Source organism: Micromonospora sp. NPDC047557, assembly GCF_043205095.1.
In the GTDB taxonomy this organism is placed as follows: Bacteria; Actinomycetota; Actinomycetes; order Mycobacteriales; family Micromonosporaceae; genus Micromonospora.
In genome coordinates this window covers 145,260-168,690 of record NZ_JBIDDK010000011.1, presented here as the reverse complement: position 1 = coordinate 168,690, position 23,431 = coordinate 145,260, and the positions used below count along the sequence as shown (strand labels likewise).

The window sequence follows — 23,431 nt, the reverse complement described above, 5'->3', positions numbered from 1 at the left end:
CGGCGTACCGCCTGAACTCGCGGACCTGGCCCACCCGCGTTGCCCGCACGGCCGCGCGGGCCGGATCGTGGGATCACCCGACCCGCCGTCGCGGACCGCCGGATACCCTCATGGGGTCTGACACGCGCCGCCGGCCCCGGTTCCGGCGGCGTCGGCACGCTCAGGGTCACTGGGAGGGAGTGCACCGTCGTGGCACTCGTGGTGCAGAAGTACGGCGGGTCCTCCGTCGCCAACGCCGAGCGGATCAAGCGGGTGGCCGAGCGCATCGTCGCCGCCCGCAAGGCCGGCGACGACGTGGTGGTGGTGGTCTCCGCGATGGGGGACACCACCGACGAGCTGCTCGACCTGGCCAACCAGGTCAGCCCGCTGCCGCCGGGCCGCGAGCTGGACATGCTGCTCACCGCCGGGGAGCGGATCTCCATGGCCCTGCTGGCCATGGCCATCCACAACCTGGGGTACGAAGCCCGCTCGTTCACCGGCTCGCAGGCCGGTGTGATCACCACCTCGGTGCACGGCCGGGCGCGGATCATCGATGTCACCCCGGGGCGGCTCAAGGGCGCGCTCGACGAGGGCTCGGTGGTCATCGTGGCCGGTTTCCAGGGCGTCTCGCAGGACACCAAGGACGTCACCACGCTGGGCCGCGGCGGCTCGGACACCACGGCCGTCGCGCTCGCCGCCGCGCTGCACGCCGACGTCTGTGAGATCTACACCGACGTGGACGGCATCTTCACCGCCGACCCGCGGATCGTTCCCAACGCCCGGCACATCAAGGACATCACCTACGAGGAGATGCTGGAGCTGGCCGCGTGCGGCGCGAAGGTGCTGCACCTGCGTAGCGTGGAGTACGCCCGCCGGGCGGGGTTGCCGATCCACGTCCGTTCGTCATACTCGACCAACACCGGCACGATGGTCACCGGATCGATGGAGGACCTTTCCGTGGAGCAGGCACTGATCACCGGGGTCGCGCACGACCGCAGCGAGGCCAAGATCACGATCGTCGGGGTGCCCGACGAGCCGGGTGCCGCCGCGCGGATCTTCGACACCGTCGCCGGCGCCGAGATCAACATCGACATGATCGTGCAGAACGTCTCCACCGAGGGCACCGGCCGTACGGACATCTCGTTCACGCTGCCCAAGGCCGACGGCCCGACCGCGATGGCCGCCCTCAGCAAGATCCAGGAGCCGGTCAAGTTCAAGGGCCTGCTCTACGACGACCACGTCGGCAAGGTCTCCCTGATCGGCGCCGGCATGCGCTCGCACCCCGGCGTGGCCGCCGGCTTCTTCGCCGCGCTCGGCGCTGCCGGGGTCAACATCGAGATGATCTCCACTTCCGAGATCCGCGTCTCCGTCGTCTGCCGGGACACCGACCTCGACGCCGCGGTCCGCGCCATCCACGATCAGTTCGAGCTGGGCGGCGACACCGAAGCCGTGGTCTACGCCGGGACGGGTAGGTAGCGCCGATGACGGCGCTGCCCACCCTCGCCGTGGTCGGAGCGACAGGTGCCGTCGGCACCGTGATGTGTGAGCTGCTCAGCGGGCGTCGCAACGTCTGGGGTGAGATCCGGCTCCTCGCCTCCGAGCGTTCGGTCGGAAAGCGGGTGCGCTGCCGGGGCGAGGACCTCGTCGTCCAGGCGCTGACACCGGAGGCGTTCGACGGGGTCGACGTGGCGATGTTCGACGTGCCCGACGAGGTCTCCGCCGAGTGGGCGCCCATCGCCGTCGCCCGTGGCGCGATCGCCGTCGACAACTCCGGCGCCTTCCGGATGGACCGGGACGTCCCACTGGTCGTTCCGGAGATCAATCCCGAGCAGGTCCGCAACCGGCCCCGGGGCATCATCGCGAACGCCAACTGCACCACCCTCGCGATGATCGTCGCGGTCGCGCCCCTGCACCGCGAGTACGGTCTGCGGGAGCTGGTGCTCGCCTCCTACCAGGCGGTCTCCGGCGCCGGTCAGGCCGGCGTGGACATCCTGCACGACCAACTCGCCAAGGTCGCCGGGGATCGCGCGCTCGGCTCGCGGACCGGCGACGTCCGCCAGGCGGTCGGCGACGACCTCGGCCCGTTCCCGGCGCCGCTGGCGCTCAACGTGGTGCCCTGGGCGGGCTCGTCGGCCGACGGCGGCTGGTCGTCGGAGGAGATGAAGATCCGCAACGAGTCGCGGAAGATCCTCGGCCTGCCCGACCTCAAGGTCAGCGCCACCTGCGTGCGCGTGCCGGTGGTGACCGGCCACTCGGTGGCCGTACACGCGGTCTTCGCCACCGAGGTCGACGCCGAGGGCGCCCGCGAGGCGCTGCGCAACGCCCCCGGCGTGATCCTGGTCGACGACCCCGCCGCCGGTGAGTTCCCGATGCCGATCGACGCGGTCGGCACCGACCCGTCGTGGGTCGGCCGGATCCGCCGCGCCCTGGACGACCCGCGCGCCCTCGACTTCTTCGTCACCGGCGACAACCTCCGCAAAGGCGCGGCCCTCAACACCGCCCAGATCGCCGAACTCCTGGCCAAGGAACTCCGCACCCCTTAACCGGTCGCGCGCCCCACTCTGCCGCCCCACTCTGCGGCACCGCCATCCGCTCTGGCCGCCCGCCATGGCGATGTGCTGTTGAGCGGTATACCTCACAGGTATAAATATGACTCTGAGGTATACCGCTGACTGCCGCATCCGCCCCCAGGAAGGTGACCGACGGTCACCGTCGGCTGTCAGCCGGGTCCAGAGGTCGAGCCGAGACCAGGCCTCACTCGTCCAGGTCGTTCAGGCTGCGGCCAGGTGGACGCCGTCCCGGCCCTGGCGTTTCACCGCGTAGAGCGCCTGGTCGGCTCTTCGCAGGGTGCGATCGGGGGATTCGCCGGGGCGGGGCAGCGCGACGCCCACGCTGATCGTGCGACCGGTCCGTCGAGCCGCCTCGGTCAACCGCTCGGCGATCCGGACCGCCTCCTCCGGACGGCTCACCTCGATCACCGCGACGAACTCGTCGCCGCCGATCCGGTACAGCTCGTCGCCGTGCCGCAACGCCCCCTCCAGCGCGCGGGCCAACCCGACCAGCACCTGGTCGCCGGCCTGATGGCCGTACGTGTCGTTGACCGTCTTGAAGCCGTCCACGTCGATCGCCAGCAGAGCCGTACGCCCCGGGGTGGCCGCCGCGATCCGCTGCCCGAACGGGCCGGTGTGCCGTAGCCCCGTCAGCGGGTCCGAGCTGGCCTGCTCCCGCAACCGGGCGAGCGTACGCAGCCGGTCCAGGCTGGTCCACACCTGCCCGGCGAGCAGCTCCATCAGGCTGACAGTGGTCGGGTCCGGACGCAGCGCCCGCTCGTCGGCGACGAGCAGCGCCCCACCCGCGTCCGGCGGACCCACCGGAACGGCGATCAGCGTGCGTACCCCGGCCCGGGTCAGCGGTCGATAGTCCTCGGTAGGCGGGTGCCCCGCCTCGCCCAGCGTGTACCCGGCGCCGTACCGGTGCGCCCGGTCGATCATCCGGCCGAGAGCCTCCGATCCCGCCTCGGCCAACTCCGCCCGGATGTGGGTCTCCAACTCGCACCCGGCCAGCGGCGGCGGCCCGAGCTGGGCGCCCTCCGGGCCGCCGATCAGCAGCACCGCGGTGGAGAGGGTGGACACCTCCCGGGCGGCGGAGGTCGCCGCGCTGATCACGGCCTCCTCGGTCGGCGCGGCGGAGAGCGCGGCGGCGTGCCGGAGCAGCTTCTCGCTCCGGCTCTCCGACGGAGGGCCGCCCACTGCGGCGATGCGCGCGCCGAGCCGGGCCGCCAGCCGCTGCGCGGTCTCCCGCCACGGCTCCAGGTCGACCGGTCCACTCCACTGCAGGTCCAGTACGCCGATCACCCGGCCCGCCGGGTCGCGCACCGGCACGCACAGCTCAGCGGTCACGTCCGGGCGTACCGGAAGGTAGTCCGGGTCGGCGGTGACGTCCGGGACCACCGCCGCGACGTCGGTGGCGTACACCCGGCCGACGATCCCGGTGCGCGCCGGGACGGTCGCGAAGACCTGCCACGCGCCGGTCGCCGCCACGCAGCGCAGCCGGTCGTGGGCCTCGAGCAGCACCGAGATGGTGGCCGGGGTGTGGCGCGACAGCGCGGCGACCGTCCGCCGACAGGCCTCCGGCGCGGTCGACGCCATCGACAGGCGGACGGTGACGTCACGGATGACTCGCTGATGATCCACTCGCACGTCGTTCCAGGTAGGGGAGGGTCTGCGCGATCAAGCGTACCCACGCTGAGCAGGGCCGTCCGGGCTTCGTACACATGTGCTATCCACAGGCTGTGGACGCAGCCTGTGGGAAGAGGCGACGGGCGATAGCGTGGAACTCCCGTCGCCGAGGAGGCGAGCACGCATGCTCATCGCCCAGCTCAGTGATCCGCACGTGACCACCGGCCTGCTCGCCGCCGAGCCCGCCGCCGGGCTGCACCGGGCGCTCGGCCGGGTGCTGGCCCTGCGCCCGCGACCCGACTGCGTGGTCATCACCGGCGACCTGGTCGACCACGGCCGACCCGACGAGTACGCCGCGCTGCGCGAGCTGATCGGCCGGTTCCCGCTGCCGGTGTACCTGGCCGCCGGCAACCACGACGACCGGGAGTCGCTGCTCGACGCGTTCGGCGGCACACCCTGGCTCGGCGGCGGATTCTCCGCCTACTACCACGTCGACCACGAGGCGGCGACAGTCGTCGTGCTCGACTCGATCACCCCCGGCAGCGGCGGCGGCAACCTGGGCGAGGAGCAGCTCGGCTGGCTCGACGGCGTGCTCTCCGGTCGGCCCGACGTGCCCGCCGCGATCTTCCTGCACCACCCGCCGGTCGCGGTCGGCATCCCGGCGGCGGACACCATCCGGCTCGCCGACGGGCCCGCGCTGGCCGAGGTGGTCGGCCGGCACCGGCACGTCGTGCGGGTCGCCGCCGGGCACCTGCACCGTACGGTCACGGTGGGGTACGCGGGCACGGTGCTCACCGTGGCGCCCAGCACCTGGAAGCAGAGCACCCTCACGATGGCCACGGACGAGGTGATCGGCTGGGTCGCCGAGCCAACCGCCTTCCTGCTGCACCGCATCGAGCCGGACGACTGCGTGACCCACGTCGTGCAGGTCAGCCACTCGGCCGGCCAGACCTGCGGCTTCTGATCGCAGCGCAGATGCCCGGCACCGTCTGGTACGTCGCGTACGGCTCGAACATGCACGCCGCCCGGCTGGCCTGGTACATCGTCGGCGGCTGCCCGCCCGGCGGCCGGCGGACGTACCCGGGTTGCCGCGACCCCCGCCCACCGAGCCGGTCGGCGCCGGTGTGGCTGCCCGGCGGGATCTACTTCGCCGGCGAGTCCGGCGCGTGGACCGGCGGGATGGCGTTCTACGACCCGCAGCTGCCGGGCGAGGCCGCCGCGCGGGCCTACCTGGTCACCATCGAGCAGTTCACCGACATCGCCGCCCAGGAGATGTACCGCCCGACGGGCGACACCGCCGACCTCGTCCCGGCGGCCGGCGCGGCAGTCGACACCGCCGTCGCCGAGGGGCGGGCGACGCTCGGCCCCGGCCGCTACGAGACCCTGATCTGCCCCGGCCTGCGCGCCGGCGTCCCGCTGCTCACCTTCACCGCTCCCGAGCCGGCGTCGGCCGTGCAGTGCCGGCCACCGGCACCGGCCTACCTGCGCATGATCGCCCGAGGGCTGCACGAGTCACACGGCTGGCCCGCCGAGCGAATTGCCGACTACCTGGCACAGCGCCCCGGAGTCGCGGACGGCTGGCCCCCCGACGCGGTGACGACTCTGGTCACCGACGCGCTCACCGCCGGCGGTCGAGCACCATCAACCTGAAGTCCTGGACGCTGCGGGACAAGGCGCGCCATGTTTACACCTTCAGTGGCGACGTCCGCCTCGCCGCCGGAGCGAGTGTCTACATCCACACTGGAAAGGGCCGGAACACCTCGACCCACCGCTACTGGGGATCCGGCGCGTACATCTGGAACAACACCGGCGACAGCGCGTACCTGCGCGACTCGGCCGGGAAGCAGATCGACTCCTGCTCCTGGGGCAGCAAGGGCAGTTGCACCTCCCGCTGAGCAAGCGGACGCCGCCGGTGGACCGGCCGGCGGCGTCCGCCGCGGACGTCGGTCGACGAGATGTGGTCGGTGACCGATGGTGGACCAATCGGTGTATTCGCAGCTCTGCTGTGCTGCTCGGCTCGACGGGTGAGCGTCCGGATGAGAGGCTGGCCGGGCGGGCGACGCCCCAACCGCCCGCAAGCGTGATCGATCCTTCCGACGGCGTCGACGGCGGCCGCTCGACCCACAGGCCGGCCACCGCACGCGCCGATTCTCACGAGGAGTTCCATGTCCATACCCGGGATGCGTAGGGCCGCTGTCGGCCTGACCGCGCTCGCGGTGGCAGCGCTCGGCGCGGTCGCCACCACCCCCGAGCAGGCCGACGCGCGACCGAAGCCGGTCGACGTCACCCTGCTGGCGCTCAACGACTTCCACGGCAACCTCGAACCCCCGAGCGGCTCCAGCGGCACCATCGCCGGGCAGGCCGCCGGAGGCGTCGAATACCTCGCGACCCACCTGGCCGAGCTGCGCGCCGCCGCCAAGAAGAAGAACACCATCACCGTCGCCGCCGGGGACCTGATCGGCGCGTCCCCCCTGCTCTCCGCCGCGTTCCACGACGAACCGACAATCGAGGCGCTGAGCATGGCCGGGCTGGACTACGCCAGCGTCGGCAACCACGAGTTCGACGAGGGCGCCGCCGAGCTGCTGCGGATCCAGAACGGCGGCTGCCACCCGGTCGACGGCTGCGCCGACGGCACCCCGTACCGGGGCGCCGGCTTCCAGTACCTGTCCGCCAACGCCTTCAAGACCGCCACCGGCAAGCCGCTCATGGCGCCGTACGCGATCCACAAGGTGCAGGGCGTCAAGGTCGGCTTCATCGGGATGACCCTGGAGGGCACCCCGCAGATCGTCAGCCAGCAGGGCGTCGCGGGCCTCACCTTCGCCGACGAGGCGGAGACCGCCAACCGGTACGCCCGCGAGCTACGCCGCAAGGGCGTGGAGACGATCGTCGTGCTGCTGCACGAGGGTGGCGCCCAGGCGGCGACCGGTGGCATCAACGACTGCGTCGGCATGACCGGGCCCATCGTGGACATCGCCAACCGGATGGACCCGTCGATCGACGTGGTCGTCAGCGGCCACACCCACCAGGCGTACAACTGCAACATCAACGGCAAGCTGGTCACCAGCGCCAGCTCGTTCGGCCGCCTGGTCACCGACATCGACCTGAAGATCGACCGCCGCTCCGGGGACGTGCTCTCGGCCTCCGCGAACAACGTCGTGGTCACCCGCGACGTCGCCAAGGACCCGAAGCAGACCGCCCTGATCGACAAGTACAAGACGGTGCTCGGCCCGGTCGCCGGCCGCCAGGTCGGCGAGACCACCACCGCCATCACCAAGACCCAGGAAACCCTCTTCGGTACGACCCTGGGCGAGTCGCCACTGGGCAACCTGATCGCCGACGCGCAGCTCGCCGCCACCGATGACGAGCAGAATGCGGTCGCCGCCTTCATGAACCCGGGTGGGGTCCGAGCCGACCTCAACGCCGGCCCGGTCACCTACGAGGAGGCGTTCACGGTACAGCCGTTCGCCAACAACCTGGTGACGCTCGACCTGACCGGTGCGCAGCTCTACTGCGTACTGGAACAGCAGTTCGTCACCGGCCGGACGCTGTACCCGTCGTCGACCGTCGGCTACGTGGTCGACCCGGCCGGCACCACCGGCACCGTCGCCAACCCGTGCGCCGGCACCCGCGTGGTCCGGGGCAGCCTCACCATCGGCGGCACCGCCGTCGACACCGCCGCCACCTACCGGGTGACGGTGAACAACTTCCTGGCCGGCGGCGGCGACGGCTTCAGCGCCCTCACCGCCGGGACCAACCAGGTCACCGGCCAGATCGACCTGGACGCGTTCGTGGCGTACCTGACCGCGAAGTCGCCGGTCTCCGCCCCGACGCTCGACCGCATCCGCACCACCGCCGAGGTCCCCGCCGCCTGACGACGTACCCCGCAACGATCGGGCCCCGGAGCATCCGCTCCGGGGCCCGACCCGTCCCCGGACACCGGCCGCTGCAGCAAGGGACGCGGGGCGCGGGACGGGTCGTCAGACGGGGGTGGGTGCCGGGGCGGGCGTGGTGATCGTCGGGCGGCCGTCCTGGTCGACGGTGAGCAGTCGGCGCAGGGAGAGCGCGATGAGCGAGGCGATCAGGCAGCCGCCGACCACCACCGCGACCCAGACCATGCCGTTGGCCGCGCCGATGAGCGGGCCGGCGGTCACCGGGCCGATCACACCGCTGATCCCGAAGATCATCGAACTCATGGCGTTGTACCGGCCGCGCAGCTCGTCGGTGGCGAGCGCGTTGGTCAGCGCCGGCATCACCGGCGACAGCAGCGTCTCGCCGAGGCCGAAGATCGCCGAGCAGGCCACCACGCACAGGGCGGCCACCAGGGCGTTGCCGGTGCTGATCACGCCGGCGACGCCGAGGACCAGCCAGGCGACGGCGAACACCGCCCCGACCACGGCGAGCGCGCCGGTGCGGCTGCGCCCCTCGATCCGGCGGATCACCAGCAGTTGGGCGAGCACGATCATCACCGTGTTGGCCGCGAGCGCCCAGGCCACCACCCGGGGGTTCACCTCGGCGACGCGCACGGCGTACGCGGCGAAGCCGACCTCGACCTGGGCGTACCCGCAGGTGGTGAGGACCAGACCGAAAATCACGAGTCGGCGGAACGGACGGTCCCGGAGCACGGTCAGGTAGCCGCCGCTCGACGGCCCGTCGCCAGCGGTTCGGTGGCCGAGTCGGTGGCCGACGCCGGGCAGGGTCAACAGGATCAGGGCCGGCATCAGGTAGCTGACCGCATCCAGCAGGTAGATCGTCTGGAAGGTGCCGGGCCGCGCCGTGTCGACGATCGCGCCGGACGTCATGCCGCCGATGCCGATGCCGAGGTTGAGCAGCGCGAAGTTCAGCCCGAAGACCCGTTGCCGCTCACCGTCGTCAGTGAGCGAGGCGAGGATGGTGTTCTGCCCGGACCAGATCGCCGAGCTGCCGACGGCGACCACGGTCATCACGAGCAGGGCCGAGCCGGTCGAGTGGACCAGCGCCAGCGAACCGGTGCCGATCGCCTCGATCACGAAGCACGGCACCACCACCCGGCGCGCGCCGAACCGGTCGATAAGCGTCCCGCCCAGCGGCGACAACGCCAGGGTGACGACGCCGTACCAGCCGATCACCAGACCGGCGCGGGTGTCGGTGAGCCCGCGCACGTCGGTGAGGTAGATGAACAGGAACGGCAGGGTCAGGCCCCGCCCGATCGCCGACAGCAGGGTGCCGAGGAGGATCCGGCGGGCTTCCCGACGGCGGGGCAGGGATCGACGCAGCATGCCCGGCATTCTGTTCGGTGGGTGTGACGCCCCGCGAACCGTTTTGCAGCGGCGATGCTGTTCCCAGGGCCGCCGCGTGACCAACCCCACGGCGATCGTCGGTGTCCGCCGGGTCTGCGATGCTGGCCCGATGACCGGCACCTGGCGACACCTGCCCGCTACCGCCCGCGCCATCGCGGTCACCGCCACAGCGGCCGTCGCCGCCGCCCAGGCGCGCGACCACCAGGCGTACGACGAGGCGGTCGCTGATCTCGCGGCCGACGACAGGTCCGGTCTGGTGCTCGGAACGGTGGTGCGGCTCCTGCTGGAGGAGGGCCACCCGGAAGGGCTGGCTGGCGACGACATCCGCCAAGTGCTGACCCGCTGCGTGCAGGACGCGATGCGGTGGCGTCGTGATGTCGATCCGCACGTGGTGCTCGTCCTGCTCGCCGGGGCCCTCGGGGTGTACGACCCCGATGGCGACGAGTCGCCGCCGGACGCGTCCGCCCTGGCCCGGCATGCCCCGCTACTCGTGGCCGACCTGTTGGCGGTGACGGGCGTGCCGTTGGACGACTACCTGGCCGCCGCGTTCACCGAGATCGAGCGCACCGAACGGCAGGACTGACACCACCCGCCCGTTGCCGTGGCCGTGACCTTCGCCGGCACACACAAGAGGGCACATCCATGGATCGGATGTGCCCTCTTACCTCTGGTCGGGGTGGCCGGATTCGAACCGACGACCTCTTCGTCCCGAACGCGGGGACGGGGCAACGCCGAATGTCGTCCGGTGCTGTCTGACGCTGCCAAACAGCGCCCCTTCGCCGTCTCGTGTTGCCCCTTAGCGTTCACTGCTGGTCTTTTCGCTGCCTACTGGCTGCCTCGCCGACGTGCCACAGCCGGAGGAACGTCTAATGCGCCCGGTTGTGCTCGATCACCGAGATGCGTCGCGAACGCCCCTCGGCAGTGCTGAGCCCGTCAAGGTCTCACGGCACCCTCGTCTTGCCGCGCCGGGACCTCGTGGACCTTCTCGATAGCCACCCATCCCGACCGATGACGCGTGGGCCAAGCAGGGTCTTGCTGATACGCCACTGCGGCGGCAAGAGGCACCGAGAGCTGGCTGAACTAATGGGTGACCTGTCAGGATGACTTGATGGTCCCGATCGAGCCACCGCGTCCCGAGCTCGTTATCGCCCTGGCGAACGCACGCGTGGCTGTCGAAGACCACATGGTCCGGGCAGACCGAGCAGGCATCAGCTGGCGCGAGGAGACTGTCTCGGAGCTGCTGTGGGTCCATGCACATCCCTATATCTCGTGTGCCGACTTCAATAGGAAGCAAGAGAACCAGGTAGGGGCAGACTGGCTGTGGTGGTGGGTTGACGGCACCGGCGAATGCTTTGGACTGCTGGTCCAAGCAAAGCGGCTACATCACAGTCAATCCCAACAACCGCATGCCCTGCTTGACTTCGGGCACGGCGATGGCGAGCAGTTCCGGCGCCTGGTTAGCACTGCTGATCGCCTCGGTGTACCGGCCGCATACATCGTCTACTTTGGCGGCATCGAGCACCGCTACGGCCTCAGCTGCGAAGCGGACGACCATACGTCTCAGTGTCTCCCATGCAAGCGCCGTAGTGTCTCCGTCATCACCTCGTTGCAGGCTGGGTTGTTGCTCGGCGGAAGTCAGAGGGATGCAGCCACGGGGACATTCCTGTACTCCAAACCGCTCGAGAACCTTGTAGATCCTGACCTCGCTGCGCGCCCGGTCCAGGATCTCAACCTCCGCAATATCGACATGGAGCTGCGCAAGTTTCTGCTCACGCCACAAGTCGGAGCGCGCCGAGTCGCGAAAGAGGTTTTCCGCATGGTGGCGGAGATGCGGATGGGCCAGTTCGCCGCCGCCGTGGCCGATCGCGTCGAACTTGAAGACGACGCCATCTTCACGGGCCTGCCACTCGACCGCGGGCACTTCTCTGGCCCTTACTACCCGTACATCATGCGTGGACTTCGGCGCCGGCTTCCAGACACGGTCCAGCACGTACTTGACGGCAAGCCGCCGCCGGAGGAGTTCGATGGAGTTGCCGGCCTAGTCGTTGTGTATTGCTGAGCTTCAGCTCGTCGGGATGGCCACCCCGCGTCTTGACCCAGGCGTCGCACCGCAGGTTGCTGGCAGGACCGATGTATCTAAGGGTGCTGGTCGTTGTCACCTGTCTGACGCAGCAGCCGTGCCGGCCGCCGCAGCCAGGGGCTGATCGAGGGTTGACCCTCAGGCACCGCCCATCGGGCGCACGCCGGGCGCGGCCCACGCTCCTGCCTTACAAAGATCAAAGCTTCTCTCGGTCAGCGTCAGCGACCGTCGCTGGCCTGCTCGCCGCGTCGCCTCCCGTCGGCCGCGGGCGGCTCTCGTCGGCCGGCTTGGCTGTACGGATGGCCGTACAGTCACCCTCTAATCCGTGCTCTGGGCGGGTTGGGTCCCTTTCGGCTTCCCCCGAAGTCGGCTAGCTCCTGGGCGCGGCGTGGCAGCTGGTGCAGCTCGATCGGCTGTTGTACTTCGCTGCTGTACTGCCGCAGCCCCTGCACTACGCAATTCGGCCGCGGAACATGTTCAAGTGGTGCCAGGTGAAATAAGTCGCGCTCGCCACCGTGTGGGCGCTGACGAACCGTCCTTCGAGGTCGGCCAGCTTAGTAGCGATGGCCTTGTGCGCTGGATCGAAGCTGCTGGCGACGATCTGGCCGTTCTCGTTGACGCCGATGTAGCCCGTCTCGAACAGCGAATCACAACCGAAGACACAGGCGAGCATCCCCACGTGCGATAGGTCTCGGCGTTCGGCGTCCGTGCAGACCGACCGCGGCTTGATGTGAGCTGCCCACAGGAAGCGTGCCGGGTAGGTCTCACCGCAGATGGCGCACTCGGCTTCGGACATCGAGCCGAGCAGACGCCGACGCAGAGCCGGTTGTTCTCCTCGTTGGGTCCCCGCGAACGGCTTCTCAAGGCTGCCTGTAAAGGGATCCGTTGCGACCTTGTCGGCAGCCGGCGGTGAGCTGGCGTCTGGCTCAGCCACGGCAGGGGCCTGGAAGCTGATGACGGGAGGACTGCCGCTCGCCAGCGCGTAAGGCAACTGGAGTAAGACGGCTCCAATGAAAGCGCTCCGGTAGCCGACTTGGTCGGGGTGGATGGTGACCGAACCATGTTCCCGCAGGAGCTGCAATGCTTCCTCGACCCAAGCGATCGGTACCAGCGCCCCGGCGGGTGACGACTCCGTAGCAACAACAACCTCCGGTGGGCGCACGGCGAGAATCTTGTTCGTCCGCCCCTTGATGGTAAGTAGAGGCACGCCAATGAGCGCACGGAGCAGCTCGACCGCCTCCATCCGCGCCTCACTGGGCACATAACCGCCGGCGGCGACCCCCAAGGCCGGAAATCTGTCACCGAAGGTCGACGCAAACGACTCCCCGAAGGTCTTGCTCAGGGGGAAGAGGTAGCCCTGCTTGACCTTGCCCGAACGATCGAAAGGCCCAGCCTGCGGCTCCCTCAGCCGTTCATCAAGGAGCAGCTCGTCCAACGCAATCGCGTCCGCGGCCTCGTTATAGGTCGTTCGGATCATGCGGCCGTCGCGGTCCCACATGTCTTCCGGCAGGTCGCCGGGCCTGTGTGCGTCGACCGCGGCGGTGGCCACCACGCTGAACGCACGGACGCCCTTCGCGTAGTGGAGGATCACATCTCCCGGCCGCACGTGAAGCATGGACTGCCAGTGCAGAGGCTGGACGCCATTCTTCTGCACCTTGGGCGCCCAGAGGATTCCAGCCTTGCGCTCCTGCTGGTAGGTCTGGCCCTGGTTGACCCACCAGTAGTTCGTCTGCCCTAGCTTCGTTTCCGCCACGACGTCTGGTCTATCGACTCCCGCCAGCGAGCACAAGATCTGTTCAGCTGAAGATCCTCCTCCAGCCTGGCTGGCCCGGGGACATCATCGCCGCTCTAGCGACCGACCTCTTCGGTGTGAATGTTGCTCCAAGCTGCCGGCGCGCTTCATCCGCTGCCAGCAGATGTCGCTGCGTTCGCCCGATCCATCGTCGTGCAACGATCAACTTTGGATGACGCCAGCCGTCTTGCTGACTTCTCGCTGTCGCAGCGGCCGAGCGCCGGCCCGCGCCTCGAACCCCATCGTTCAAGGCGGGCCGCGACAAGCAGTTCTTCGCCGTGCTCACGTATGGTACTAGCGTGCCAGACTTTCGGCTATTGGCGGACATCTACTCTAGGCGCGCAAAGGGGACGATTCGTAGGATCAGGTTGGAGTGGCGAGGCGCTAGCCAATTCCCGTATTGGAATCCTAGCGGCAAGGTAATCATCTTCCGCCGGCCAACAGTGTTGCGGTTTGTCGAAACCAACCGCTACAGAAGGCATCGTCGTAGAGTTCAACGCATCAACCGCAGGCTGAACGAGAGGTACGTGCCAGGAAGGTTTGCACTGACCTTCATAGCATTGATCGCCGTCGCAGGCATCACCATCGCAGGCATATATACAGCACTAAATACAATCGCCACCGACGGAACCGCCGCCGTTCCTAATGAGGCCTCCTTCCGGTTGGAGGCCATTAAGGTGGCTCTCACGGCAACGGGTGGATTGGGCGCTTTAACCGCTCTTCTTGTTGCATATAGGAAGCAGCGAGCCGACGAAGTCGGACACCTTCGAGACCAAGATAAAACCTTCACCGACCGTTTCACAGCGGCTGCGGGGCAGTTAGGACATGATCGAGCTGCCGTCCGATTAGCTGGGGCATATGCGCTTACCCGTATCGCTGATGACTCCGATCGCGACCGCAGTACCTGCCTCAATACCCTTGCCGCATACCTTAGGATGACCCCCGCGCGTGATTCCGAACCGCCTCCCAGTGAAGACCCAGGCGAGGAAAACTTGAGAAGGGCAATACTGGCGGCCATAGTTCAACGGTTAGACGTATCTCAGCCCGAGATTTTCTGGGCGGAGAGCTTTCTAGACTTGCGTGAGACGCGCCTACCATTCCTGCACCTCACTTTCAGTCGACTGGAGGGCTTCGCCTCCTTTGATGGGACCGTCTTCGACGGGTCAGTTGAGCTGCTGGATGTTGCAAGCGGAGCGCCGCTCCAGTTCAAGCGATGCCACTTTCGGGATAAGGTAGAGACCGTCTTCCGACACGAAATCACCTCTCTCAACTTCTCCGGCTCCAGCTTTGACGAGGGCCTGCGGTCAATTATCGGATGGAAGTGCGAACAGTTCATTGACCTTGAGGGATCAACCATAAGGCAGGAACTGTCGATCGAGCATGAGGATGTCGAGGCCGGTCAGGTTCTTCTCCAAGGCGCGGATCTTTCACAAATTGACCGAGACAAGAACGGAGGACACCGTCTCGATATCCGTGTGGGGGACGTCGTTTATGACCGACAGACCTCATGGCCCACGGGTTTCAAGCCACCGACAAGGTGGCGCCGGCTAGAGCCCGGCGACTTCTCAGGCTTTCACCGTTGGCATAGCGAGTAACCTCAAGTATGGCGGAACGTTGCCCGTAATATGCACTACGAGCTAAGCAGATCGAAGTGAAAGCCTAATAGGAATAGTACGAAGGCAAGCCATCTCAGGTGATGGCCCGGCTCGGCGCGACGCAGGAGAAAAATCACTGGAGTTAGCAGCAGCGAGTGTGATACTGCACCCAGAGTAAGGCGCAGTATCTCAATGTAGAAAATTACCCAAGGGAGAAAATACACTAGGAAAGCTGTGGCCATCCATCCCAGAAGGAAGAAGACCCATACCGGGAGTCCATGCAAGTAGTCAGGCTGGCCTTCGACTACCCCTTGAATGACGGCGCATATTGCAATAAATGCGGGGCAATACGTGATGAACAGCGCGAGGAAGGCGCTAGCCTCCACTTCATCGAGACCCTTAAAGTACTCCGCGCGCACCTCGGGACGCGTCTCGCTGAACCTGTAGTGGGCACTTGCGATTCGGAAGAATGACCGCCTAGTGTCCTCTACATCGAATTGCAATCTTCTGCCAAGCAATCTCTGACGGTCGTCCGCTTTCCGCCCGATTCGTGCCAATCGACGAGGTCCGATTAGGTCTAAGACTACGATGAGCCCTGCGGTGAACTGTGCAATCTTGCCGTATCGCCCCCACCACTTGATCGTGGCCCCGAGCCAGACCTCTGAAGAAACATCTGCTCCGGCGAGCCACTGACACCAGAGATCCCATAAGGCCGACATCAGAGCGAAAGTACCGCTGGTGCGCAATAGGCCGACGCGTCGATAGCTTGGCCGCACCGGACACCCACCTTGATCGCCATCCCGTCTGCCGCCGACCCACACACCGTGGAGCGGGCCAGGGCCAGGGCGACAAGGTGGAGCGCCCAACCGGACGAACGACCTTGTCGCCCTGGCCCTGGTCTGCTCGGCTTGCCTGGGTCGGTGGCTGGCGGGATGGCATCCTCCATCAACCAACCTCCTACCGGAACCGTTCGGCAACTCCATCTCGGAGTCGTCTGGCCCCCGCCGGAGGCACAGCTTTAACCCCGCCTCTCCCTCACCCCCACACCACCTCAACCCCTCCCCTCCCTTGGGCTTGAGCGACCGGGCGCCATCGTTCGGCAACTTCGGCCCTCCGCGGTTGATCCGCCGGATCTCGTGCTGCTTCGGGATCGCCGGCACCGGGTAGATGCATGGGCGCCTGGCCCCGGTCGTCCTTCGGGACTCGTCACCGGGTCACCTCACTGACCCAGGGGTGACGCGCGGGGCGGGGCGTGGGCTCGGCCCGGCTGACTTACCGCCCCGGCGCCGTAGGCGGCCGGGGCGGCGGCTCCGCCGCAGCCGGTTACCGCGCCCCGCCCCGCGCCGCGCGGAGCGCGCTTGATCTAGTACAGGCCAATTCGGCAACAGATCACAGGCACCGCTCCTGACTGGCCACGGCGCGCCACGCACTACATCGGCCCGCACGATGCCAGCTAAGCTCACCCCGACCGCTCGCTCCACGCTCCACCTGGCTATGTGGAATCTCGGAGCGTCCGGTGCGCCGCATCAGCCACTCCCCGGGCATGCCTCTCCGGTCACCTCAGGCATCGCCCCGCAGCCCTTCTTCCGCTTCCAACTCTCAGCAGTCAAGGTGTTTGCGCGTTGAGGTGATGACCAAAAGTTAGAGCGCTACCTCCCACCGTCCCTTCTGAGGGACCGGCCGTCCAGTGCGGTGACACTGCGCTTTGGCCCGGCATCCAGCTATGGCAAAATCACCTAGGGTGGCGGCGCTGTGACAGTGCAGGCTCATTGTCCGCGAGGGGGATGCATGTCGGGGAGCGGACCGAAGTGGCTGAGCCCATCTGACGACCCCTGGCACCACCCGAAGCCGTGGTTCCTTCGGGCTCTCGCCTACGCGCGGGCCGCTGGTTGGTGGTACCGCAAGGCTGCGGGCTCAGCGCACATCCACGGCACCGCGTACTGTCAGCCTCCTGACGATCGCAGTGACGCCTGCAAATTCGTCGTCTTCTCGTCAGGAGGAGGTGGCGAGTCGGCAGCACGTGATCTTGAGCGTTTGGTCCGCCGGTGCTCCCACAACACGGGAGTAGTTGTCGGGGTAGTGGCCGAGGCGTCGGTTCAACTGGACAAGGTCGAAGCGCTCTGCCGAGGAGCCGAAGCCCTCCTAGACCAATGGTTGTACGACCAGGACGCCGCCGGGCTACTAGACAGGGCAGAGCAGCTCTTGACCGAGGCTGGGACAGGGGCGTCCGAGGTGGACGAGTTGCTGACCGCAGCCTTCGACTTGGAGCAGGAGGCTCGGGCTGCGGGTGAAGCCGCAGACGCAAGTCTTCGCCTCGCGGCGACGCAAGTCCGGGACCCTGGCCAGCTATTAGAGCTAGCCGACGAGTCGGCTTTACAGGTGAAGGCATCCCTCAAGCGGGAGCCTGAGTCGACCGAGGTTCGGGACCTGAAGAGGCGGGTAGGAGACATCCGTACTACTATTCGGTCTCTTCGGGAGCGTTTGCCCGAAAGGTGACACACCGAAGCGATTAACTGACGTAGGGTGTTGGCACCTGGCAACAGTAGCCCTATGCTAGAACCTTAGATGACGAGCAGGTGGGAGAGGCTCATGATCCGCATCCCCCTTCGTGTTAGCGGCGTGGATCTAGACGATGACGTCACCCTTGAGCTGCTGGGCGAGCATCTTTCCGATTTGACGTGGTCTGAGTGCGGCGGTGACGTTGTCGCAACGCTTCACACACCGACCAAGAACCCCGTCGCCACGGCCCTACAGGCCGCTCGCCGCATTGCTCACGTCCTTCCTCAGGCCGAGGTTTTAGATGTCGATCCAGAGCTTGTGTCGGCGTCTGACATTGCCACTCGCCTGGGAGTGTCACGTGAAGCCGTACGGCTTTGGGTGGAAGGGCTTCGCGGGCCAGGCGGCTTTCCGCGCCCCATCGGGACAATTGGAAATGGCAAGTCAAAGATCTGGCAGTGGTCAAGTGTCAACTCCTGGATGCAGGAGAACTACCACATCGGCGAAGATGAGCATCACTTGTCGGCAGAGCAGATCGCCGAGCTGAACGCTCACTTGTTGAAGGTCAAGCAACCGATCGACCATGAATGGGAAGCCGCCAATTCGTACCAGGGTCGAATCCGCCCGCCGGTAGAACGAGCGGAACACTATCATGTCCTCCTAGCGCAGCTCACCGAGGAGATTCTTTCCTCGCGAGCGAAGGGGCATATGAATTGGGCGATCGACATGAGCGAAGACTCGTCATCCTGGGTGGCTAGGTACTGGCACCAGCATGCCGCCTCCTACATTGAGGTAACACCTGGGCTAGAGCAAGTTGAGGAATTAACGTGAGCAACGCCTCTGAGTCTGAGGTCGTCCACGAGGCTCCCCCGTCCACCGCAGATTCCGAGCCGGCTCTCAGAGACTTAGTCTCCCGCGCAGACCTGCTGGACGTGCGGGTGGCTAAGTGGCACGCAGAACTGTTGACCGATAGTGCCGTAGAAGTCGGCGAGTTGGAAGTTAGAGTTGAAAGCGCATGGCGCCTTCGCGGTGACGGATTCGAAACTCGTTTCAACGTTGATGCACCCCTTGCCTCGCCAAGCGGCGAAGATCAAGTTGCCTCGATCCAGGTCAACATAATTGCAAATTTCTCGCTGAGCGAGGGCGAAAAACCTAATCGAGCACTGATGCGGAAGTTTATCGACCAAGTCGCCTTCTTTGTCGTGATGCCATTCATACGTGAGGGATTGCACTCGCTGTCGATGCGCATCGGGTTGGAACCCATTACCATAGGGCTACTTCACCAAGGTAAGGAAACTCCGCAAACCGCTTGGCAGAAGAAGCGTGGCGCTCCGACGGCGAGAGACTCTGCGGACGCTCAGTAACTATGAGGGCGGCTCCCAAGAGGGAACCGCCCTCATTTGCACTTCTAGCGCCGCCGATTTCACTCGAAGTCCACTGAACTATCCCGGGCGCTCCCAATACATAAACGCTTCTGCAACTGCACGCATTGACGTGACCAGCGCGTCAGCGCCCGCCGCTCGGAAGAGTTCCTCTTTCTGCGGCCTATTTGCGTACCCGATCACCCGGACTCCCGCAGCCTTCGCTCCCTCGATGTCCGCCAGCGAGTCTCCGACCAATATGCAGAGCGCCGGAGAAATTCCCACCGATGACGCCGCCTCTAAGATCGGTGCCGGGTTCGGCTTCATGCGGGACGGATTGGCGTAGGCACGCCCTACCGTCCTAGCGACATGGGCGCTCAGTCGATTACTCTTCAGGTACCTTTCTACCGCCTGAGCGGAGTTGTTACTCACTACCGCGATTTGCAATCCTAACTGCCGCGCCGCAACCATCGTCTCACGGCCGTACGGCGTTGGTTCGGCTGTCCTTACGGCCTGAACTTCGGCCGCAATCAGCCGATCCTCTACGGTCCTCGTAAGGCCATGGTCGCCCTCGACGGCTGTCCGCCGGAGGACTTCGAGTGGATCGGATTGGCCGTCCAGGTTACGGGCGAACTCGGCGCCCCGCGCCATAAGTAGCTGCACTAGTTTCTGGGCGACCATCGGGGCCGGATAGCCTGCGAAAATGCTGCACACCGGTCCGTCGAAGTCGAGCAGCAGCGCGCGGGCTTCGCGGCATAGCTGCTCAAGCGCCGCATTCACCCTTCGTACCTGTAGGCAATGGTCGACCACAAGGAGTCAAACCATTGCTGGGAAGCCTCCACGAACTGCGTACCGTGCGAGGCGTCGTCGTCGGTGACGGCGTAGTGGAAGAGGGGAACGTCCTTGCCCATCAGGTCGTAGATCGCCATGGGCTCGCCCTTGATAGCCACGGTGCGCTCCACCGCTGGGTAGAAGCCAAAAAACACTTCCTCGCCGTTCAGCAGGTAAAGCTTGAACTGCGGGGAGCCGCGGTGCATTCGGACCTCAACGGCTGTTGAGCGGACCAAACCGAGGTCCGCGAGTTCAGACACCTGGTCGATGATCCCGTCCACCGCCCGGCGGGTGATGCGGTCAGCGCGCTCCCGCACCGCCGGGTCATCTGCTTGGGTCTCCGCCCTGGAGGGCAGCGCTACTGGCGCCGACATGTCGGAGACCAAGACTCGGATGGCGATGGTCTCTGGCGCGAGTCGGCCTACCCGGACCTTGTCCAGCACTTCAGCGAGAGCGTCCCGGAGCGTCTCGCCCGAAAAGCCTGCAAAATCGACCGTTACATGAGACCGCTCGAATGCTGCCTCGATATGAGGCCGGAGTTCAACCGCACGCTGTGTCTGGGCTCGGACAAATGCGCCGCTTCCTTGCCTGGTCACGATGAGCCGCTCCGAGCGGAGCGCTTCGAGGGCTCGCTTGACGGTCTCGCGTGCCACGCCATACCGGGCGGCTAGATCAGGTTGCGACGGCAGCTTGTCGCCCGGCGCCAGTCGGCGCGTGAGGATCGCAGCCCGAAGCTTGTTCGCGATCTGCTGTGACGCCTGCTTCGGGTCATCGGGGTCAAGTTCCCCGAGGTAGTCCAGGTTCTCTGTCACCCCCTAAGCCTACTTCTGACTAGCCAAGCCAGGAAAGTATCCCCCTGATCTATTGACCTGGCTAGCCAAGCCCCCTTAGTCTCGACTCCAGCTACTTGGCTAGCCAGGGCGGTCAGTCTGGCGAATGGGTGCTCGGTCGGATCGACCGGCTGAGCGGTGAGCGCCGTTGGCGCTGAGGAGGAACACAATGGCTCTTCGCGGTGGTACTCGGTTCTCGGTTCCGTTCGAGGCGGTCTTTCCGCACGGTTGTGTGTTGGTGCCGGACTCGATCGCGGAGGCGCAGGACTTCGACGAGAAGACCCGGGCGCGGACGCCGAGTAAGGACAAGCTGACGGGGCAGCGGGTGTGGCAGTGCCGGGTGATGGACATGGACCCGGAGTTGGGTGCCCGCTCGCGTGAGGTGTCGATCAAGGTTCTGGCGGATGTGCAGCCGGTGCCGCCGGTGGGTCCGTTCCAGCCGGTGGAGTTCGAGAACCTGATGGTGACGCCGTACGTCGGGAGCAACGGCCGGCTGGCCTACTCCTACCGGGCGACCGCGTTGACGGCGCCGAAGACCCTGGCCGAGTCGCGCGGCAAGGCTGCCTGATGTTCGGCAGGAAGGGTGCCGAGCCGGAGCCGGTACGCAGGGACAAGGTCATGCGACTGATCAAGCTCGGCATGGACGAGACCGATGCGGCCGATCGGGACATTGACGGTCCCGGGTTCGACAAGGCTAAGAACGCGTTCGACGCCGCGAAGGACGGGTGCACCAAGGCGGAGCTGACTGCCGCCTACGACGCGCTTCGCCGGCACGGCTACTGAGCACACCAGCTGTTTTGGCGCGGGGCGGTCCGCTTCCTACGGCCTGACCGCCCCGCTGCCCTCTCAACCCTCTCGGCCTGGAAGGGCAGGTTCATCATGCCAATTTCCTTGGACTGGAGTCGCGGCGGTAGTGCCGGCGAGCCGGTCCCGTGTGTGATCTGCGGGAAGCCGGCGATCTGCCGCAGCCCTGCGGGCAAGCCGGTGCACAAGACCTGCGCGGAGGCGTGGACCGAGCAGCACAGCTCCCGTAAGGCGGTGGCGTGATGCGCGCTCCGCTGGTCAACTTCCGCCGCCTCCAGGTGGCTACCCCGTGGCCGCTGGTTTGGACGGTCACGATCGCGTTCCTCCTGGTCCGCCTCGCGGTGGCGGTGGTGCGCTTCGCTGTCTGGGCGCTGCGGCACTGGCGGGCCTGGCCGGCCGTCACCCTGGTCATAGTCGCCGTCAACGTCTACCAGTCGCGCGGCTGGTGGCCTCACCTCCTGGTCCTGCTCGTCTTCGCCGCTGGCGCTGGCCTGTGGTTCTGGCGCGGTCGGGATTCCTTCCACCGCCTGGTTGTCCTGCGTGCGGTCACTGTGTGGCGGCAGCTGTGGGTCTACCGGCGTCAGTGGCACGAGGCGATGACGCTGTGCGGGCTGGTGAAGAAGTACGACGGTGGCGAGAAGGTCCCTGACCTGCTCTCGGTGCGCTGCTCCTACGCCACGGATGAAGTGGTGCTGCGGATGCCGCGGGGGCAGAACCCGGAGGTCTACCACAAGGCTGCCCGAGATCTGGCGTACTCGTTCGGTACCCGGCACTGCCGCGTGTTCTCCGGCCGACGGCAGGCACCCCCGGTGCGCTCTGGTCGGTTGGCGTGGCTGCTGCGCCGGGTCGACGCGATCCGGTTCCGGGACCGGCCGCGGCATGTGTGGTTGGTGTTCATCCGCCGCGACCCGCTGACCCGCATCGTGGCGCCGCTGCCCGTGCCGGCCCGCCCCGACTTCACCGCTCTACCGCTCGGGCTGCGCGAAGACCTGGCCGTGTACTGCCTGCGACTGCTGGCGACGCATGTCCTGATCGGCGGGGCGACCCGGATGGGCAAGGGCTCGGTCATCTGGTCCCTGCTGCGGGCTCTCGCCGCCGGCATCCGGTCGGGGCTGGTGCGGGTGTGGGCGATCGACCCGAAGGGCGGCATGGAGCTGTCCATCGGTCGGCCGTTGTTCTCCCGCTACGTCGATGACGACTGGTCGCGCATGGCGGACATGCTCGATGACGCCGTGACCCGGATGCGTGCCCGGCAACGGCTGCTGCGGGGCAAGGTTCGGGTGCACACGCCGACCGTTGATGAGCCGCTGATCGTCATCGTCATTGACGAGATCGCCGCCCTGCTCGCGTACCTGTCCGACAGCGACATCCGTAACCGGATCGCCCAGTCGCTGGGGCTGCTGCTGTCGCAGGGTGCCGGGCTCGGCGTCTTGGTCGTCGCCGCGACCCAAGACCCCCGCAAGGAGGTCGTCTCGGTCCGGGATCTGTTCCCGACCCGCATCGCCCTCGGCCTTACCGAACGGGGCCACGTCGACCTCCTGCTCGGTGACGGCGCCCGTGACCGGGGAGCGCTTGCGGATCAGATTCCGCTGTCAGCCAAGGGCGTGGCCTACGTGCTGCTGGACGGCCAGCCCGAACCCGCCCGCGTCCGGTTCTCCTTCATCGCGGATGACGTGATCCGGGACATGGCCGCGACGTTCCCCGCCCCGCCCGAGATGACGCCGGAGCCGGTCGAGTCCCCGGCCTCGGTGAAGCCGGCCCGCTCCAACGGCAACGGGCGGCATACCTACCGGCCGACCCCACCGCGGCAGGCCGCGCCGCTGCTGCCGCCGTCGCTTCTCAACGCCCTGGACCTCAACACCACCCCGAACGGCGGTGACCCCCAATGACCACCGAGCTACCCGAGGACGTTCCGGTGCGGATGCCTTACGCCGACGAACCCGACGAGCAGACCGAGCAGCAGCGTCGCTTCTACCGGCTGCGCGCCCCGCACTTCGACAAGGCCACGGTGCCGGTCACGGTCCGGGTCACCCCCGACGCCGACCTGTACGTCGCGGTTGGCTCCGGCCGGCGCCGCATGTACCTGACTCCGGCTGAGGCGTGGGCGCTGTGGCGCTGCCTGTCGGAAGCCGTGGCCTCGACCGGTGAGCCGCCGGAGTGGATCCGCGTGCACATCACCCCCACCCACCGCTGACCCTGCCCTGTCTGG

21 protein-coding genes are annotated in these 23,431 nt (G+C 67.0%); 16 read left to right on the top strand and 5 right to left on the bottom strand.

Translation table 11 applies throughout. The features are described 5' to 3' along the window. Window positions 1-189 precede the first annotated feature (189 nt). Together ACGGAQ_RS23930 and ACGGAQ_RS23925 are read left to right on the top strand one after the other, a co-directional pair. Window positions 190-1,455: an aspartate kinase gene (locus ACGGAQ_RS23930; protein WP_354856481.1), complete on the top strand. Its 1,266-nt coding sequence runs from the start codon at window positions 190-192 to the stop codon at window positions 1,453-1,455. A 5-nt stretch (window positions 1,456-1,460) separates the two neighbouring features. After that, on the top strand, window positions 1,461-2,522 hold the full coding sequence (locus ACGGAQ_RS23925) for an aspartate-semialdehyde dehydrogenase (RefSeq protein WP_393052594.1): 1,062 nt from the start codon (window positions 1,461-1,463) through the stop codon (window positions 2,520-2,522). 228 nt (window positions 2,523-2,750) lie between these two features. Here ACGGAQ_RS23925 and ACGGAQ_RS23920 read toward each other — a convergent pair whose 3' ends face one another. Continuing rightward, window positions 2,751-4,172 carry a diguanylate cyclase gene (locus ACGGAQ_RS23920; protein WP_393052592.1) on the bottom strand — a complete coding sequence of 474 codons (1,422 nt, stop codon included), beginning with the start codon at window positions 4,170-4,172 and terminating at the stop codon, window positions 2,751-2,753. Between the two features lie 169 nt (window positions 4,173-4,341). Between ACGGAQ_RS23920 and ACGGAQ_RS23915 the strand changes: the two genes are divergently transcribed. From ACGGAQ_RS23915 to ACGGAQ_RS23900, 4 genes are all read left to right on the top strand, one after another. Next, entirely contained in the window at window positions 4,342-5,121 is a 780-nt protein-coding gene (locus ACGGAQ_RS23915) for a phosphodiesterase (RefSeq protein ID WP_393052591.1), read from the top strand. Between the two features lie 11 nt (window positions 5,122-5,132). Beyond that, window positions 5,133-5,807, top strand: a complete 675-nt coding sequence (locus ACGGAQ_RS23910) for a histone deacetylase (protein ID WP_393052589.1) — start codon at window positions 5,133-5,135, stop codon at window positions 5,805-5,807. Continuing rightward, complete coding sequence (locus ACGGAQ_RS23905; protein ID WP_393052700.1) at window positions 5,735-6,052, top strand: lamin tail domain-containing protein; 318 nt, start codon at window positions 5,735-5,737, stop codon at window positions 6,050-6,052. The genes ACGGAQ_RS23910 and ACGGAQ_RS23905 overlap by 73 nt, the downstream gene beginning before the upstream one ends. Before the next feature lie 270 nt (window positions 6,053-6,322). Beyond that, on the top strand, window positions 6,323-8,029 hold the full coding sequence (locus ACGGAQ_RS23900; RefSeq protein ID WP_393052587.1) for a bifunctional metallophosphatase/5'-nucleotidase: 1,707 nt from the start codon (window positions 6,323-6,325) through the stop codon (window positions 8,027-8,029). 105 nt (window positions 8,030-8,134) lie between these two features. Here the strand turns inward: ACGGAQ_RS23900 and ACGGAQ_RS23895 are convergent, their stop codons facing one another. Continuing rightward, the gene (locus ACGGAQ_RS23895) at window positions 8,135-9,412 is read right to left on the bottom strand and encodes an MFS transporter (RefSeq protein ID WP_393052585.1); all 1,278 of its coding nucleotides are present in this window, start codon (window positions 9,410-9,412) and stop codon (window positions 8,135-8,137) included. A 130-nt stretch (window positions 9,413-9,542) separates the two neighbouring features. Between ACGGAQ_RS23895 and ACGGAQ_RS23890 the strand changes: the two genes are divergently transcribed. Together ACGGAQ_RS23890 and ACGGAQ_RS23885 are read left to right on the top strand one after the other, a co-directional pair. Next, window positions 9,543-10,016, top strand: coding sequence for a hypothetical protein (locus ACGGAQ_RS23890; RefSeq protein WP_393052583.1), 474 nt, complete (start codon window positions 9,543-9,545; stop codon window positions 10,014-10,016). 525 nt (window positions 10,017-10,541) lie between these two features. Next, entirely contained in the window at window positions 10,542-11,492 is a 951-nt protein-coding gene (locus ACGGAQ_RS23885; protein WP_393052581.1) for a hypothetical protein, read from the top strand. Window positions 11,493-11,964: 472 nt separating this feature from the next. Here ACGGAQ_RS23885 and ACGGAQ_RS23880 read toward each other — a convergent pair whose 3' ends face one another. Next, the gene (locus ACGGAQ_RS23880; RefSeq protein ID WP_393052579.1) at window positions 11,965-13,266 is read right to left on the bottom strand and encodes a hypothetical protein; all 1,302 of its coding nucleotides are present in this window, start codon (window positions 13,264-13,266) and stop codon (window positions 11,965-11,967) included. 566 nt (window positions 13,267-13,832) lie between these two features. On the opposite strand from ACGGAQ_RS23880, the gene ACGGAQ_RS23875 reads away from it, so the two are divergent. From ACGGAQ_RS23875 to ACGGAQ_RS23865, 3 genes are all read left to right on the top strand, one after another. Next, window positions 13,833-14,900, top strand: a complete 1,068-nt coding sequence (locus ACGGAQ_RS23875; protein WP_393052578.1) for a hypothetical protein — start codon at window positions 13,833-13,835, stop codon at window positions 14,898-14,900. 2,589 nt (window positions 14,901-17,489) lie between these two features. Continuing rightward, window positions 17,490-18,227 (top strand): helix-turn-helix transcriptional regulator, encoded by a 738-nt coding sequence (locus ACGGAQ_RS23870; RefSeq protein ID WP_393052576.1) that lies wholly within the window; start codon window positions 17,490-17,492, stop codon window positions 18,225-18,227. Beyond that, window positions 18,224-18,760: a hypothetical protein gene (locus ACGGAQ_RS23865; RefSeq protein ID WP_393052574.1), complete on the top strand. Its 537-nt coding sequence runs from the start codon at window positions 18,224-18,226 to the stop codon at window positions 18,758-18,760. The genes ACGGAQ_RS23870 and ACGGAQ_RS23865 overlap by 4 nt, the downstream gene beginning before the upstream one ends. Window positions 18,761-18,838: 78 nt before the next feature. Here ACGGAQ_RS23865 and ACGGAQ_RS23860 read toward each other — a convergent pair whose 3' ends face one another. Next, window positions 18,839-19,537, bottom strand: coding sequence for an HAD family hydrolase (locus tag ACGGAQ_RS23860; protein WP_393052572.1), 699 nt, complete (start codon window positions 19,535-19,537; stop codon window positions 18,839-18,841). Then, a complete protein-coding gene (locus ACGGAQ_RS23855; RefSeq protein WP_393052571.1) occupies window positions 19,534-20,400 on the bottom strand; it encodes a GntR family transcriptional regulator in 867 nt (288 codons plus the stop codon). The genes ACGGAQ_RS23860 and ACGGAQ_RS23855 overlap by 4 nt, the downstream gene beginning before the upstream one ends. A gap of 187 nt (window positions 20,401-20,587) precedes the next feature. Here ACGGAQ_RS23855 and ACGGAQ_RS23850 point away from each other — a divergent pair, with 187 nt between their 5' ends. The 5 genes from ACGGAQ_RS23850 to ACGGAQ_RS23830 all read left to right on the top strand — a co-directional run bounded on the left by ACGGAQ_RS23850 (window position 20,588) and on the right by ACGGAQ_RS23830 (window position 23,416). Continuing rightward, a complete protein-coding gene (locus tag ACGGAQ_RS23850; RefSeq protein WP_357650069.1) occupies window positions 20,588-20,986 on the top strand; it encodes a transcriptional regulator in 399 nt (132 codons plus the stop codon). A gap of 50 nt (window positions 20,987-21,036) precedes the next feature. After that, entirely contained in the window at window positions 21,037-21,201 is a 165-nt protein-coding gene (locus tag ACGGAQ_RS23845) for a hypothetical protein (protein ID WP_393052569.1), read from the top strand. Window positions 21,202-21,297: 96 nt separating this feature from the next. Continuing rightward, window positions 21,298-21,465, top strand: a complete 168-nt coding sequence (locus tag ACGGAQ_RS23840) for a hypothetical protein (RefSeq protein ID WP_393052567.1) — start codon at window positions 21,298-21,300, stop codon at window positions 21,463-21,465. Continuing rightward, window positions 21,465-23,111, top strand: coding sequence for an FtsK/SpoIIIE domain-containing protein (locus ACGGAQ_RS23835; RefSeq protein WP_393052565.1), 1,647 nt, complete (start codon window positions 21,465-21,467; stop codon window positions 23,109-23,111). The genes ACGGAQ_RS23840 and ACGGAQ_RS23835 overlap by 1 nt, the downstream gene beginning before the upstream one ends. Next, window positions 23,108-23,416 (top strand): spread protein, encoded by a 309-nt coding sequence (locus ACGGAQ_RS23830; RefSeq protein WP_393052563.1) that lies wholly within the window; start codon window positions 23,108-23,110, stop codon window positions 23,414-23,416. The genes ACGGAQ_RS23835 and ACGGAQ_RS23830 overlap by 4 nt, the downstream gene beginning before the upstream one ends. Window positions 23,417-23,431 lie beyond the last annotated feature (15 nt).